Below are 15828 nucleotides of genomic sequence, written 5' to 3' on the forward strand. Positions count from 1 at the left end.
GGATTTCAAATCCTTGTGCCTGTTTAATATCAGATTGTCAGGCCCAATATTTGACCATGGCACTGACAGCGGCTAGGGTTTTGGTATTTGGCAGGAGGTGAAAATGCGTAAGATACTGATTATTTGGGAATTCACAAATAATGTGCTGCCGATGCTGGATAAAGCGGCTTCATTGTTAAAAGGCAATGCCGTCACTTTTCATTTTGTGGCTTTTATCAGTCATGACACCATTCAAAAAACCGGGATCAGCAATACCACCACTATCGCTGAGTTGGTAGAACAAAGTTTGTCAGCACATCAGCTATCAGAAGCCCCCCATAAAGTTTTTGCCGTGCATCAGGACAATATAGCCAACTGGGTCAGCGAAATTTGTGCCGGTCAACATTATGATCTGGTGATAAAGTCAGGCCATCGCACTGAACAATTATTTTATACCCCCACCGACTGGCAACTGATCCGTCATTTACCAATCCCGCTGTTATTGGTTAGCAACCAACCACAACGTCAGCAAAAATCTGTATTGGCGACCGTTGATTTGCTTAACGTCAGCCCGGTACAACAAGAGTTGAACCGTAAAGTCACCGAATTTGCCTGGCGTATCGCCCGGCATGATGGCGCTACTTTACATCTGGTGCAGGTGGTGCCGGTAAACCCGGTGTTGCAGGATCTGGATTTAACCTCTGGCGCTGCTGTGCTGGAAAAATCTGCTCCGGCCTTGTTGGCCAAACTGGAGGCCTTTGCCGCGGCGGAACAATTAACCGACTACCAAATTCATCTGCAGGCCGGTGTGGTTGAGCAGGAAATTCAGCAGCTTAGTAAAAATCTCAAAGCTTCTCTGGTGGTGATGGGTAGTATTGGCCGTAAAGGTTTGTCGGGTTTGTTGTTGGGAAACACCGCCGAAAAAGTGTTAACACGTTTACATACCGATGTGCTGGTGGTTAAACCGGCACCATAAACAAAACAAACAAACAAACAAACAAAACGTCATCTCAATATCAAAGACAAAAAGTGGCTACTGTTGTGTTTGACCCACTTTGTAACCACAAAGCTGGCAAAGGCAAAAACAATACCAGCCGCTATGATTGAACCGGATCCATTTATGCTGGCTGCCACCGCAGTCACATCAGACTGGAGGGAGTTATGGCATTTTTTACCACTGTAGGCGGCCGGCTGTTATTAATTCCATTGTTAACGCTGCTGGGTTTTGTGCTGGTTATTTTTGTCACTTTAACATCATTACAAAACAGTCTGATGCACGGTCGGGAAAGTAAGGTACAGGCCGTGGTCGACAGTGCCTATTCGCTGCTGGCGCATTACCATCAATTGGAAACACAAGGTGAGTTAAGCCGGGAACAGGCACAACAACAGGCGATAGCTGCCATCAGGGCACTGCGTTATTCGGGTACAGAATATGTTTGGATCAACGATTTAACCAAACCACAACCCAAAATGATTATGCACCCGACAGTACCGGCACTGGACGGTACTGTACTGAATAAAGACAGCTTTAACAGAGCCACCTTAATGCGCAACAGCGATGGCAGCTTTGCCGCGCCGCTGAGCAATGCCAATTTGTTTAGCAGTGCGGTAGAGGTAGTTACTCGTTTTGACAAAGGTTTTGTTGAATATCAATGGCCTAAACCGCTTGTATCAGGTGGCGTCAGCACCGAACTTTATTTAAAACTGTCTTTTGTCAGTGCTTTTAAACCCTGGGGCTGGCTGTTGGGTTCTGGTATTTATATTGACGATGTGCAGGCGGAGTTTCGTAGTTTTGCGTTAAAACTGGGCGGCGTAATTTTGCTGTTGTTGGTTTTAACTGTTGGTTTGGCTTTGTTTATCCGGCGCTGGATTTTAAAACTGCTGGGTTGTGAAGTCACCACTGCGGTAGCCATGGTGCAACAGGTGGCTGCGGGCGACTTCCGGCTGATGCAGCAACAACAGGCAGATCCACAAAGTTTGTTATTTGCGCTGCAACAGTTGGCCAGATCTTTGGCTGAGGTTATTCAGCAACAACGTAGTCTGTCCATCCAACTGGCAAAACAAGCCACTGAACTTGAACAACACAGTGCACAGAGCCAACACACTTTGCAGGATGTGATGCACCAGACCACACAGGTGGCCACAGCTGTACACCAGATGTCCACAACCTGTGAAGACATGGCACGCAGCGCCACCACAGCTGCGCAGGCTACCCGGGATGCCACTGCCGAAGCCGCACATGGCGAGCAGGCGGTATCTCAAACCAAAAATGCCATCAGCACTTTGGGGCACAAACTGCACGAAGTGGCCGTACTTATCACTGAACTGAATCGTCATGGTGAAGCCGTTGGCATTGTGACTGACGTGATCCGCGGTATTGCTGAACAAACCAATCTGCTGGCGCTGAACGCCGCTATTGAAGCAGCCAGAGCCGGTGACCAGGGCCGTGGTTTTGCTGTGGTCGCCGATGAAGTGCGCACCCTGGCCAGTCGTTCACAAAGCTCTACCCAGGATATCAGCAAACGTATTGAAGATATCCGTCAGGGTGCCGGCACCGCAGTACAGGCTATGGCGGCCAGTGAACAGGATACCCAAAGTACCATTCAGGTTTCAGATGAAGCTGGTACTGCCTTGCAACGTATTTGTGCGGCAATTACCAGCATTGTTGAAGTGAATGACCAGCTGGCAAGTGCCACCGAACAACTGGCCACAGTGTCCTCCATGATCAGCGGCAATATGGAAAAAATAGCCACAGCCATTGAATACACTGCCGGCCAAAGCCAACAGCTGAGCAGTGCCAGCCATCAGCTGCAACTGATGGCCGACCAGATGCAGCAGGAAATGTCACGTTACCAGCTATAACAAATAAAAGAGGTGTTACCGGCACAAGCAGCTGATACTCTTTCATCCTGTCATTAGTGATGTTTAAAACCATCAGGCAAAAAAATCAGCCGGTTGCAGCTGACACAACATCAGTTGAAAAGTACAGACTGAGCAACAACAACAGCGGATACAGATGGACCAACAACACATTCAGTGCCAGTGCCGGCACAAGTTCCGCCTTTTGTTGCAGATGAGCTTTTATTTTATGCAATAACAGCAGCACCAGCGGCACAATAAACAAGACTATCAGACAAACAACTGGCAGCAGCTGAAGCAGCACCGCTATCATTAACAACACAAAATTCAGCAGATACAATAGCGCAAATACCACCAGACTGCGTGTTAAACCTATCACAATGGGCAAATGCCTTCTGCCGACCTGACGATCTGCTTCTACATCTGGAAACTGGTTTAATAACAATAAATTGCTGCAAAGTAATGCCAGCATCAGCGCAAGAAAAATGCTGCTTAAGTGAATCACACCACCCAGTGTCCAAACCGCGCCCAAAAACATCAAACCACCAAAACCAACACCAGGCGCCAATAAACACACTAAAGGCCAGCGCTGCAGATATTGGGTATAGGCATAAACCAACAACACACCAGGGATGCCAATCCACAAGGCCTTGAGTCCGAGCTGCCAGGTCAGATAAAGCCCTATGCTCACCACCAGCACTAAAGTGGCAAGGGCCAGCATCAACGCCACCTTTGCATAAGCAGGTTGTTGCGGCAGGGTGCCGCTGCCGCCACTAAAAGGTGTGCGTTTGGTCAGCAGATCAAGGCCAGAACGAAAATCAAAATATTCGTTAAAAGCGTTGACGCTGATATGGGCACAAAGTGCCAGCAACAATACCAAACCAAGCTGCAGCGGCTGCAATACGGCGCCCTGAAAACGGGTCGTCACTGCCGCCAGCGCCACAGTGATCAAGGTTAAACTCAGAAAATTCCAGCGGGCGACACCCAGCAACACTTTTAGCATGCATCACTCCTTGTTTGCTGTGCAAGCATCGGTTATGCAACAGCTTCAGGCTAAGACCGGGTTGTTTAACAGCAAGCCAGCCACACCATAACATGGCACAAATGTCCGGCAAGATGCTGTTTTTCCTTATAAAAAAAGGCAGCCAACCGGCTGCCTTTCACGTTAACAACAACTTGGTTCATCACTGCACTGTCAACAATACTGTCAGAGGTGCAGTGATGAAGGTGTTTACCCTCTTTGTAAACACTTTTTCAGCTCAACAGGGAATTAATAAACCACTGTTTGAGTTGAGCTACATACTGTGGTACCGGCGTTACATACTTTGTAGTTGTAAGTGCCGCGTACTGACAGTGTATCTGTATGTAAACCGTCGTTGGCTGTAGTGACCAGTTTGGCGTTGTTGCGGAATACGTCCACAGAACTACCAGTGGCGTTTGCCCACTTCAGGTCAACTTTACGTTTACCTTTGCTGCTGTAAGACACTGCAGATAAGGTGATCGCTGTGCCACCTGTGGTGCCACAACCCTGAGCGACCAGGTAATCATGCGCAGCTTTGGCCTGCACAATACCGTAACCGAAGTACACGTCTTTACCGGCAGCACCTGAATCTTTTGCAGTTGCTTTCAGTGCAGAACGGATTTGTTCACCTTTACATGTCGGGTGGTTAGACCATACCAGCGCAGCAATACCAGACACTGCTGGTGTTGCCATTGAAGTTCCGCTCATATAACCATAATCACCACCTTCGATGGCAACAGTGGCTGAAGTGGCCGCCAGCAGAGCTGCACGGTCTTCAAAAGCTGCACCTACTGCAGGGATGTTTGTAGTGTTGGCTGTGCCTTCACCCAGAGTACCGTATAACATGCCAGCAGTGTTGTTGATCAGAATGGCACCGATACCACCTGAAGTCTGACAGTTTTTCACTTTGTCATGGAAAGAAATCACACCACGGTCAATCACACAAACTTTACCGGCAGCGCCTGAGTTCACAGTTTCAGCAGTACCCATAAAGAAGGTTGCGCCAGAAGCTGTGCCAACGTTTTCCATCGCAGAAGAAGCAAAAGCACCGTTGCTGGTTGTCAGGCTGGCAACAGTAGCCATACCTGCAGGGTAAGTAGACAGGGTATCAACACCACCGGCTGTTACTTCGACACAGACTTTTTCATCTGTAGCGCGATTTATAGTACAGCTTGGGAACTGAGAGAAATCAGCAATATTGTTGTTGGCATCATTAGCACCAACCATCATTACTGAAGTGTAACCAGCAGGGTATGAACGTACGTTGTTACCGTCGTTACCAGCTGCAGCCACCACTAAACCGCCACCATCAACAAAACTCTGGAAAGCGTTTGATTCAGTGGTGTTAGAACCGCCACCGCCTAAGCTCATGCTGATGATCTTAGCGCCAGCTGCTTTACATTTTTGTGCTGCATAAGCCAGGTCTGAAGAATAACCCCAACCTTCAGCGTTAAATACTTTGATGATGTGCATTGGCACGCCTGGCGCCATACCCACAACACCTACACCGTTATCTGCTGCACCAATGGTACCTGCTACGTGTGTACCATGTGGGCCACCGTTAACATCCCAGCTGCCAGTGCCGCTGTCGTTGTCACCTGTGATGCTGCCCCATTCGAAGTCAACGTTGCTGCGATCCAGACCTGAGTCGATCACACAAACTTTTGGTGCTGCACCCAGGTTAAAAGCAACCTGTTTTACCTGAGACTGGTAAACGGCATAAGGGGTCAGCTGGTCAAGCATCGGGTTGCCGGCGTCATCGTTATACAGCGCCATTGGCGTACGTTTAAAGTCTTGTTCCACCAGTTTGATATGTGGGTTTTTTAAAATACCTTTGATTTCGTCAAAAGATTTGCCTTCAAACTCAACTGAGATAAAACCATCAGCTTCCAGTTTTACTTCACCACCTAACTGGCGGGATAAAGCGGTAACAATACCTTTGTTGGCATTGTCAACTTGCAGGATGACCCGTTCTGACGCCTGAGCTGCCTGGGTATAACTAACGGCCGCCAGCACTGCTGCTGCGATTGGAGCCACTTTTTTGAAATTCATAACTACGATTCCTGTTGCATGTGTCAAGGGTGTGTTTTGTTTTGAGGGGCATCCTGCCGCATATTTTGTCGAGCCTAACGCAAATCTACATTAGGTCATGCTTAATAAATGACATATTCGATTCATCACTGCAATAGGGTAATACAACAATTTTTACAGTCGTAATTAATTGTAAAAAAATAGCAAGCAGGGCAAAAGCCAGATGTAGCAAGGGTTGGAAGCGGTTACTTTTCGATCAGCACAGCCTGAAAAAAAATCCCGGCCTGAGCATTGGACCGGGATTTATGTTCACTTTATGACTTTAGCTTTATCACAACATTGTTACTTCACACGCAACTGACGACGACGGTACATCACCAACAAGGTCAGACCTAATAACGCCAGATAACCAGGTTCAGCCACTTGGGTCGGCAGGAAGGGGTCCCTTGCCCATAAACTGACATTTGAAATGGCCGCTGTGCCATCACCACTGCCGTTTAACAACAAATCTTCAAAATCAAAGGTACCACCAAATTCAAATTTGGTTTCACCGGCCAGAATGGGCGCCAAACCCATATTTTCCAGGCTGAAGGTATACATCAGGAAGGTACCACCGCCTTTAAATACCACAGCCACCTGATCAAAAAAGGCACCACCCAACAAGGCTAATAACAATTCAGGTTGTTCAGTTGGTGGGGTAAATTTCCAACGACCTTTGTACATACCGGTACAGGTACCATAGGTAATACCATCTTCACTACAGGTAAATAAATTATCAATAAAGGTATAAGGCGTTTCAGCATCGGGGATGGTGGCGCCATCAAAACCATTGCCGTCATCTTTACCCATATAAACCCAACCAGGGTCGTCTGCAATACCATCTTTTTTCAGGTCCTGCAGATCTTCATCTTCAATAAATGCACCCGGTTGACCTGGCCACCAATCCGGGTTGGCTTCGTTAAACCAGCCATCACCCAGATAACCACGGTTAATGGTGGGTAATTCCATAGTGGCGTTATTCCCCACCAACAAACCATAACAGGCATCGGCATTACGGATTGGGTCTAACGGACCACCCAGATCAACACCATCCAGTTTACGGATATAATCAGCCTGCATATCCTGAATAGTACAGCTGGGTAATGGATCGGGTAAGTTACCGCCAGCACCACCGCCGCCGCCATGACCTTCACCACCGTCAATATGACCAGCCAAAGCAGCGCCACTGAGCAGACAAGATGCCAGCACCAGAGTTTTAAGCGTGAATGTCCTGTTAATCATAGAGCCTCCTAATTTATCTGTTTCTAATACAGCATTGACTGTGCCAGATAAAAAATCTGAACTAAAACAGCTCACTAAAAATGCAGCCTGAGGAGGATGTAAAGCTTTTCGACGATTAAAAATGTTATTAAATCAAACACTTTACTAACAATCTGTGTAGTGTCTCTCAGACAATGGTGTGGCAAGGCTTTCAGAGGGAATTTTGACCAGACAGTAACAACAAAACTCAGACAATATTCAGGCGACTTAATGCAAAGCCGCCTGAGACAAAACCACTGCTGCGGCGGTTTTAACAATATTGCCCGGCCACCCAGCCTGAACTCCAGGCCCACTGGAAATTGTAACCACCCAACCAACCTGTGACATCAACCACTTCACCGACAAAATACAAACCAGGTTGATTTTTCGCTTCCATGGTTTTGGACGACAGTTCATTGGTATCGACCCCACCCAAAGTGACTTCAGCGGTGCGATAACCTTCGGTGCCATTGGGTTTAAATACAAACTGATGCAATAAATCGGCAATGCGCTGGCTGCTTTTTGGGTTTAATGCTTTGAGTGGTTGATTGGTCAACAGATTTTGTTCCAGTAGTTTTTCCACCAGTCGTTTGGGTAGTAGCCTTGAAAGCGCTGTTTTCAGCTCCTGCTCCGGGTGTTTTTGTTGTGCTTCCGTCAAAAATTCCAACACATTCTGTTGAGGCGATAAATTCACTGTGACAGCATCACCCGGCAGCCAGAATGACGAAATTTGCAAAATAGCAGGACCACTTAAACCACGATGGGTAAACAACATATCTTCCGGGAACAACACCTCATTGGTTTCTGCTGTGACAGGCAAGGACACACCGCTGATTTCTTCGTACACAGCTTTGTCGTCCGGTTGCCAGGTCAATGGCACTAAACCGGCGCGCACCGGCAATACGTTAAGCCCAAACTGCTCTGCCAGCTGAAAACCAAAAGCAGTGGCGCCTAAATTCGGCAAACTTAAACCACCACTGGCCACCACCAGACTCTGGCAATTGCGGTTTCCACCATTGGTTTGCAGCAGATACTGGCCATCGCTAAAAGTTACCGTCTGGATTTCCTGTTGCAACGCAATCTGCACCCCGGCTTTATTACATTCCTGCTGTAACATATCGACAATATCTTTGGCGCTGTCATCACAAAACAACTGACCCAGAGTTTTTTCGTGATACGGAATTTGATATTGCTGCACCAAAGCCAAAAAATCCCACTGGGTATACCTGCTTAAAGCTGATTTACAGAAGTGTTTGTTTTGCGACAAGAAATTCGCCGGGCTTGTGTACATATTGGTGAAATTACAACGGCCACCACCGGACATCAGAATTTTACGGCCAATACGTTTGCCGTTATCCAGCACCAGCGTTTTACGGCCTCTTTTGGCTGCTTCAATGGCACAAAACAAACCGGCAGCGCCAGCACCTATCACTATTACATCCCACTGCTGCATCAGCATCTGCACTCTTTTATGTCACAAAGGCCGCTATTGTCGGCCACTGACCACAGAAAGGCAATTTGCCACGGCCGGATCAAACAAAAATGCCAATTTGATGACAAAACAGATCCAAGCCCGATCTTTTTTTATTACTTTTTGATATACCTTATTCCATTAACAGCATTGTATACAGTTGTAACTATTTGTAACACAAGCTTGGACTGGTCTGGCTTGCAGCAGGATCAAGCCTTTGAAGGTAACTATCACAATGTCTGAATGGATGGACATCTATCGCCTGGCGTACCTTTATTGGGTTATCTTGTTAATTTACGCATCTTTACATTAGCATCGCATTGATGAATTATTGCGCAGCCTGCCAAATCAACTAAAACTACGGCAGGAAACTCCAGGCAAATAACCAAAAAAGTTGTGAGAATTCCCATGCAAAACAAAGCGTTCCATTTACAGAAAATCGCCCTCGCTACCTTATCGGCCCTGTGTTTATCGGCTCAGGCTGCTGAAGTTCCAAACCTGTTAAAAGTACCAACGCTGAGCAACGCTAAAGTCGCTCAGGAAGCCCACACTCAGTTTATCGTGGCATTTAAAGGTCAGGCCGGCGGCGCCCAGGGCGACGTAAACAGTCTGCAACAAGCACCAGTGCTGAATGCCAAGGCTCACGTTGAAGAAGCTTTATCTGCGCTGGCAGGTGCTGAACTGCAATATGTTCGTTCAAGCGCAGTCAATGGCCGCCACATTGTGCGTGCAGACCGTCGTCTGAGCGAAAAAGAGAAAAAAGAAATGATGGCCAACCTGGCCAAAGACGCCAATGTAAGCCTGGTGGAAGAAGACCGCATTTTAACTATTAATGCAGTACCAAACGACACTCAGTACAACAGCCAGTGGCATTATTTTGAAACAACAGGTGGCCTGCGTGCGCCAGCTGCATGGGACAGCGCTACAGGTTCAGGCGTGGTTGTTGCCGTGCTGGATACCGGTTACCGTCCACATGCCGACTTAAATGCCAATATCCTGCCAGGCTACGACATGATTTCTGACAGCTTTGTTGGTAACGACGGCAGCGGCCGCGACTCTGATGCCCGCGATCCGGGCGACTGGGTGGAGGTAGGCGCCTGTGGTGATGGTTACCCAACACAAGCACAGGATTCAAGCTGGCACGGTACCCACGTGGCAGGCACCATTGCTGCCGTAACCAATAACGGTTCTGGTGTTGCTGGTGTGGCTTATCAGGCTAAAGTAGTACCGGTGCGTGTGTTAGGTAAGTGTGGTGGTTACACTTCAGATATCGCCGACGGTATTATCTGGGCTTCAGGCGGCACAGTGTCTGGTGTACCAGCCAACGCCAACCCGGCTAAAGTGATTAACATGAGCCTTGGTGGTTCAGGTGCTTGTGATTCAACAACTCAGGCCGCTATTAACTCTGCCCGTTCACGTGGCACTGTGGTTGTTATTGCTTCAGGCAACGACAACGACAACGCTAACAACTACAACCCAGGCAACTGTGCCGGTGTGGTAAACGTAGCTTCAACCAACCGCAATGGTGGCCGTGCTTATTATTCTAACTACGGTACCTCTATTGACGTAGCGGCTCCTGGCGGCGCCATGAACTCAGCCAACGACGTCAACGGTATTCTGTCTACTTACAACACAGGCACCACAGTACCTGGTTCAGACAGCTACGGTTACTCTCAGGGTACTTCTATGGCAGCACCACACGTTGCTGGTGTCGCTGCGTTAATTAAACAGAAAAAACCAACGGCAACGCCGGATGAAGTGGAATCTATTTTAAAAACCACGACCCGTGCTTTCCCGGCAACCTGCACCAGCTGTGGTACCGGTATTGTTGACGCTGCTGCTGCAGTAGCCAAAGCTGCAGGCACAACGGGTGGCACTACACCAGTCACTTCAACAGTAAGTAATATCAGCGTTGCAACAAGCAGCTGGAAATATTACACCCTGACAGTACCAGCTGGTAAAACCAACCTGACCATCAGCATCAGCGGTGGTACAGGCGATGCTGACTTGTATGTACGCCGTGGTGCTAACCCAACTACCAGCACCTACGATTGCCGCCCATACAAAACCGGCAACAGCGAAACTTGCAGCTTCACCAACCCTGTAGCAGCTACTTACCATATTGGTATCCGTGGTTACAGCGCAGTGACTGGTTTAACACTGAACACTTCTTACCAATAAGAACAAATCAGCTGAAACATCAAGGGCGCCAAACGGCGCCCTTTTTTACCTGCTCAACAACAACTGAACTTTTAAGCCTGATAACCAGACAGCAACAAAGCCCAGTCAGATTCCTGCCAATAAAACTTTTTACCCTTTTCACCGGCCAGCCTGGCTTCTTTACGCAACGATCTTAACAACCTGTCCATAGTGCCCTGCTGCCAATCCTGGCCCTGGCGAAATGCACATTTATCAAAATCCAGCAGCCAGAATTTACCTTGTGGGTCCAGTAACATATTGTGGCAATTCATATCGGAATGATAAGCCCCTGCCCGATGAAAACGCCGGAGCATCTGGCCCAGCAACTGCCACTCGACTGCTGTTAACGCCCGTTGTTGTAATAGATGGCAAATATCAATGCTGCCCGGAATAAGCTCAAGCAGAATATCAGCGCTGTAACCTAAACCTCTGGCTGTATATAACGCCGCTACCGGTTTTGGCACCGGCAAGCCCAGCTGAACCATCTGCTGCAACATGGTAAATTCAGCCATAGCGCGGCTTTTTGCCAGCGGCACTGCCCAAAACCAGTCTTTGTTTATTTTGCCAATTAAACCACCGCGATAATAATGGCGCAGCACCCATTGTTCGGTATTGGCTTTAACAAACCACACTGTGTTGCGTCCGCTTGACTGGCCTGTTACGGCATCTTGTTGCTGCCAGAATTGTGCCTGAAACAGCTTTTTATCAGCCTTCGCAAAACCAGCGGCAGACAACAACTCTGAGTCGTACCAAATTTCGTTTACCCCGTCACGCTGCTGCAAATGGCGGCCTCCTGTTGTTGGTAATAAGGTTGTGACAACCTGAAGCACCTTTGCGGTGGCGCCCCCCTGCTGCCGGTAAAGCGCTAAGCCTTTTGCTGCCATCTGCTGACGTTTTGTATCCTCAGCCAGCAAATTTAAAGTACTTTGCGCCAACTCTTCAGCATTTGTCACAAACCCCACCGCCTGCCGGCGCTGAAGCTGTTTAAAAGCCACGGCAAAATTAAACACATAAGGGCCAGATTGAATGGCTTTACCCAGGCTCATCGGCTCCAGTGGGTTATGGCCGCCACGCTCAATTAAAGAACCACCAACAAAAACCACGTCAGCCAGCTGATACCACAACATCAGCTCGCCCATCGAATCGCCCAGCAAAACCTGGGTTGTTGGCAACAATGGCTGTTGCTTGCTGCGCCTTGCCACTGACAAACCGGCCTGCCCTACCTGCACTGCCACTGCCTCAAAACGGTCAGGATGGCGCGGCACCAAAATCAGCAGCGTTTCAGGTTTCGCTGTTAAAACTTGTTTAAAAGCGGCCAGAATTTGTTCATCTTCACCGGCATGAGTGCTGCCTGCCACCCATACCGGACGGCCTTTTAACTGCGCTTTGAAGTCCTTCGCCTGCTCCATCAGCGCAACGTTATGCTGCACTTCAAATTTCAGATTGCCGGTGTTCTGCACCTTGTGTTTGGCTTCAGCTGTTTTGTTGCCAAGCAAAGTTAAAAAACGGCGGCGGCTGTTATTGTCCTGCGTCAGAATGACCTTCAGCTGCGCCAGCATCGGCTGCACCAACGTCGTAAAACGGCGGTAACCGCGGGCAGAGCGGGCGGATAAACGGGCATTCAGCAGCACCACCGGAATAGCGGCCTGATGACATTGCCTAATCAGATTGGGCCAAAGTTCAGTTTCCAGCAGCAACACCAGCTGTGGCGCCAGCTTTTTCAGCAAACGGTGATTGCTGCCCGGTGTGTCAAAAGGCAAATAATAATGAAACACGCTGTCGCCAAAACTGGCTTTGATACGGGCTGAGCCTGTTGGCGTGGTGCAGGTGACAGTGACAGGTAAATCAGGGTAAGTGGCCAGCAGCTGTTTAATTAAAGGTGTTGCCGCCACTACTTCGCCCATAGACACCGCGTGCACTACAATACCGCCAGCCGCTTCTGAGGGAATAGGCTGATAGCAAAAACGTTCGGCAAAACGTTGACGGTAGGCTGAGTCGGCTTTGCTGCGATAGATAAACAACAACAACATCGGAAAACGCAGCAGATACAGCAGCAGGCTATAGCTCACAATGCCTAAAGAGAATAAAAGTCGCGACAAAACACAAATCCAGCACAATAGAGATGGCGCGATCATACTGCGCGCGGCCACACATTACCAGAATGACACCAACAGGCAGCGCAACAACAGCCAAACCAGCCATAAAAAAAGGAGCTGACTTCAGCTCCTTTTTACAATTTCAGCTTAAAAGTTTTGGTCACTGTTTTGGCCTTAGTTTTGGCCAATAACATGGCAAAACAACAGCTTTATTTTTTAGCTGTTAAATAAGCCATAAGCCCATAATGGCGCAGGTTGTGCCATAAGTTTTGCCAGCTAAAACATAAACGGCTTTTATAAAACAACGGCCTGTTCACCGGCTGTTTCTGATGTGGATTGATCAGGCTTTCAAACTCGAGCTCTGGCCGAAACGGTAAAGGCTGCACGCCCATCACTTCAATGCCTAAATCAAAGCTGTATTGCAGCTGCACGTCCACAGGGCGGTAAAATGGCTGCATCTTATCAAGCAACAACTGAGCACCGGCCAGACTCACCGCCTGCGCTACTGTAGATACCGGCATTTTTTGATAATGCACCAGCGAAAAACCATGCGCCATGGGCTCGCGTTGTAACACCGGCTGCTGTTTATTCGGCATCGCCAGTTTTAAGTAATGCCATGGCTGCTGCAACTGGCGAATTGCATCCACCAGCGCGGCTAAATCACATTGCAGAATAAAATCGTCTTCGAGAATAATGGCAAAGTCGAGCTGCTGCGCCACAATTTGCTGCCAGCACCAGATGTGACTGATATAACAGCCTTTTTCACCAGGTCGCAGTATTTTGTGATAAAGCTTTTTATTCAGCTCCAGCGAATAATACTGGTTCAGCTCTTGCTCGCTCATCACCCGGCCATCGGCGGCACTGATACGTTCCACCACAATGTCCGGGTAAGGTGCAAACTGCGCTACAGCGTGCTGATAACGCTCGACCGATTGGTCGAGGTTAATCACAAAAACTTTCATTTTCATGCCCAAAGCGCCCGGCTTAACGCCACAGATCCGCAACCCACTGCACTGGCAGCACACGGCGATACCACTTACCGCTAATACCTAAAATGGCATCAGGCGGATTTGGTTTACCGTGGAAAGCAACAATTTTGGCGCCTTCAGGAATAGTGGCAGGTTTAAAAAAGCTCATAATGCCTTTTGGCATACAATGACGTTTAAAGCTGACACACCAGCCAGCTGGCCAATATTGCAGCTTGCCTTGTTTGTTCAGATAACTGGTGACATATTCCTGCTCGTTACGTACAGAAGCCAGCACTTTGTCTTTGTTATTCTTGATGTTTTCAATTAAATCAGCATGGGCGCCAATGTTAAAACGGTACACTGAGGTGTTACCGGTTTCATCTTTTTTGTCCCATTCTTTAATGACACGGAACTCGCCTTCAGGCTCAAAAAAACAATCGATATTGCCAACAATCACCACGTCTAAATCAATAAACAAAGTTGGACCCGTGATGTCATATAAAGGGTCGGCAAAACTGGTCACTTTTAACCAGCCGTGACCAAAACTCCATGGCTCGCGGTTGTCAAAATCGGCAAAACCTACTTTTGGAATATCTTTGACTTCCACTTTAGTGGCATCGATACCTGCAGCGTCATCGGTCAGGCAGATAAAACGAAATGGTAATGTCAGATTGCGGCTGACCATGTTGTACAGTTTGTTAACGTAATCCGGGCCATATTTTTTGCCCCATTTGATACACAGAATATTGACTTGGCTCATAACATTTCCCGTTTTAAGGCCTGTGACCGCTGTTACCATGCAGTGTGACGTGCAAGTTTATCATAAGAAAAAGAAAATCAGCGCTGGAATTTCTTTGTCCCTCTACAACAGGGGCAACATCAGAAGCAGCAACACTGGCAGCAGCAGCGCTGTTCAGGGCATACTGCTAAAAAAGCGGCATTGTGCCAGCAACAACTGACAACAGGCTGAATAAATTGAATTTTGCTGCCATAACGAGCACTTTCAGCAATAGCATAAAGAGCAAAGCTTATGAATAGAAGGAAATTTCTGGCCCTCAGTGGTGTCAGTGTTGCAGGTTTAGCCCTGGGCAGCGCCGGTCTTGTTGGCGCCAGCCTTGGCAAAAGCAGAGATTTTGATTTAACGCTGCTGCTTGGCGAGCTAAAAAACTTACAAGGTAAACCGCTGCAAAGCAGTGGTGAATGGAGCGCAGCACAAATTTTCCGCCACTGCGCCCAAAGCATTCAGGGTTCTTTAACAGGTTTCCCCGTGCAAAAATCGCCGTTTTTTCAACAAACTGCCGGCAAGCTGGCGCTTTTTAGTTTTAAAGCAACAGGGGCCATGACCCACCCTCTGGCAGAAGCCATTCCGGGTATGGCGGCGCTTGATAAAAGCGAAGATCCACAACAAGCTTTAACTTTGCTGATTGCAGAGCTGGAACTCTTTATAACTCAGAGTCAGACAGGTCAGCCGCTGCAGCCACATTTTGCTTATGGTGCACTGAGTGCCACTGATTATCAGGCAGCACATTGGTTACATCTGCAGAATCATTTAAGCCAAATCAGCATTAGCAACACCGAAGCTGTCTGAACATGCTTTCACATCAAAATTTCCCGCAATAAAAAACCAGCCGCGGCTGGTTTTTTATTCACAAAGTTGGGTTTAAGTTAAGCTTAATGCCCGGCGATTTGCATCTGTCCCAGCAATACAGAACCTGTTAACACCCCACCTCTTTTATCGACGTCGTTGCCTACAGCGGCAATATCAAAAAACATCTCTTTGAGGTTACCGGCAATGGTAATTTCCGACACCGGATATTGGATTTGGCCATGTTCTACCCAAAAACCGGCGGCGCCACGGGAATAATCACCTGTTACGCTGTTGACGCCCTGGCCCATCAATTCGGT

Annotated in this window: 12 protein-coding genes; 4 read left to right on the forward strand and 8 right to left on the reverse strand. The window is 48.1% G+C overall.

Annotated elements, in window-relative coordinates; translation table 11 throughout:
- Positions 1-103: 103 nt before the first annotated feature.
- A complete protein-coding gene (locus RCH83_RS13500; RefSeq protein ID WP_306522958.1) occupies positions 104-955 on the forward strand; it encodes a universal stress protein in 852 nt (283 codons plus the stop codon).
- A gap of 185 nt (positions 956-1140) precedes the next feature.
- On the forward strand, positions 1141-2841 hold the full coding sequence (locus RCH83_RS13505; protein ID WP_306522960.1) for a methyl-accepting chemotaxis protein: 1701 nt from the start codon (positions 1141-1143) through the stop codon (positions 2839-2841).
- 85 nt (positions 2842-2926) lie between these two features.
- On the opposite strand, the gene RCH83_RS13510 is transcribed toward RCH83_RS13505, so the two are convergent.
- The 4 genes from RCH83_RS13510 to RCH83_RS13525 form a co-directional block, all read right to left on the reverse strand.
- Positions 2927-3841, reverse strand: a complete 915-nt coding sequence (locus RCH83_RS13510) for a prenyltransferase (RefSeq protein WP_306522962.1) — start codon at positions 3839-3841, stop codon at positions 2927-2929.
- 267 nt (positions 3842-4108) lie between these two features.
- The gene (locus RCH83_RS13515; protein WP_306522964.1) at positions 4109-5911 is read right to left on the reverse strand and encodes a S8 family serine peptidase; all 1803 of its coding nucleotides are present in this window, start codon (positions 5909-5911) and stop codon (positions 4109-4111) included.
- Between the two features lie 321 nt (positions 5912-6232).
- Positions 6233-7171, reverse strand: a complete 939-nt coding sequence (locus RCH83_RS13520; RefSeq protein ID WP_306522966.1) for a hypothetical protein — start codon at positions 7169-7171, stop codon at positions 6233-6235.
- A gap of 289 nt (positions 7172-7460) precedes the next feature.
- Entirely contained in the window at positions 7461-8642 is a 1182-nt protein-coding gene (locus RCH83_RS13525; RefSeq protein ID WP_306522980.1) for an NAD(P)/FAD-dependent oxidoreductase, read from the reverse strand.
- Between the two features lie 426 nt (positions 8643-9068).
- Between RCH83_RS13525 and RCH83_RS13530 the strand changes: the two genes are divergently transcribed.
- Positions 9069-10841, forward strand: a complete 1773-nt coding sequence (locus tag RCH83_RS13530; protein WP_306522968.1) for a S8 family peptidase — start codon at positions 9069-9071, stop codon at positions 10839-10841.
- A gap of 71 nt (positions 10842-10912) precedes the next feature.
- On the opposite strand, the gene waaA is transcribed toward RCH83_RS13530, so the two are convergent.
- The 3 genes from waaA to RCH83_RS13545 form a co-directional block, all read right to left on the reverse strand.
- Positions 10913-12958: a lipid IV(A) 3-deoxy-D-manno-octulosonic acid transferase gene (gene waaA / locus RCH83_RS13535; protein ID WP_306522970.1), complete on the reverse strand. Its 2046-nt coding sequence runs from the start codon at positions 12956-12958 to the stop codon at positions 10913-10915.
- A 206-nt stretch (positions 12959-13164) separates the two neighbouring features.
- Positions 13165-13923: a glycosyltransferase family 25 protein gene (locus tag RCH83_RS13540; RefSeq protein WP_306522972.1), complete on the reverse strand. Its 759-nt coding sequence runs from the start codon at positions 13921-13923 to the stop codon at positions 13165-13167.
- 16 nt (positions 13924-13939) lie between these two features.
- Positions 13940-14683 carry a hypothetical protein gene (locus tag RCH83_RS13545; RefSeq protein WP_306522974.1) on the reverse strand — a complete coding sequence of 248 codons (744 nt, stop codon included), beginning with the start codon at positions 14681-14683 and terminating at the stop codon, positions 13940-13942.
- Between the two features lie 270 nt (positions 14684-14953).
- Between RCH83_RS13545 and RCH83_RS13550 the strand changes: the two genes are divergently transcribed.
- On the forward strand, positions 14954-15511 hold the full coding sequence (locus tag RCH83_RS13550; RefSeq protein ID WP_306522976.1) for a DUF1569 domain-containing protein: 558 nt from the start codon (positions 14954-14956) through the stop codon (positions 15509-15511).
- An 83-nt stretch (positions 15512-15594) separates the two neighbouring features.
- Here the strand turns inward: RCH83_RS13550 and RCH83_RS13555 are convergent.
- On the reverse strand, positions 15595-15828 hold a 234-nt coding region (locus tag RCH83_RS13555), incomplete at its 5' end, for a metallopeptidase TldD-related protein (RefSeq protein WP_306522978.1).

The sequence above is a fragment of the Rheinheimera sp. genome (assembly GCF_030824435.1).
Lineage (GTDB): Bacteria > Pseudomonadota > Gammaproteobacteria > Enterobacterales > Alteromonadaceae > Pararheinheimera.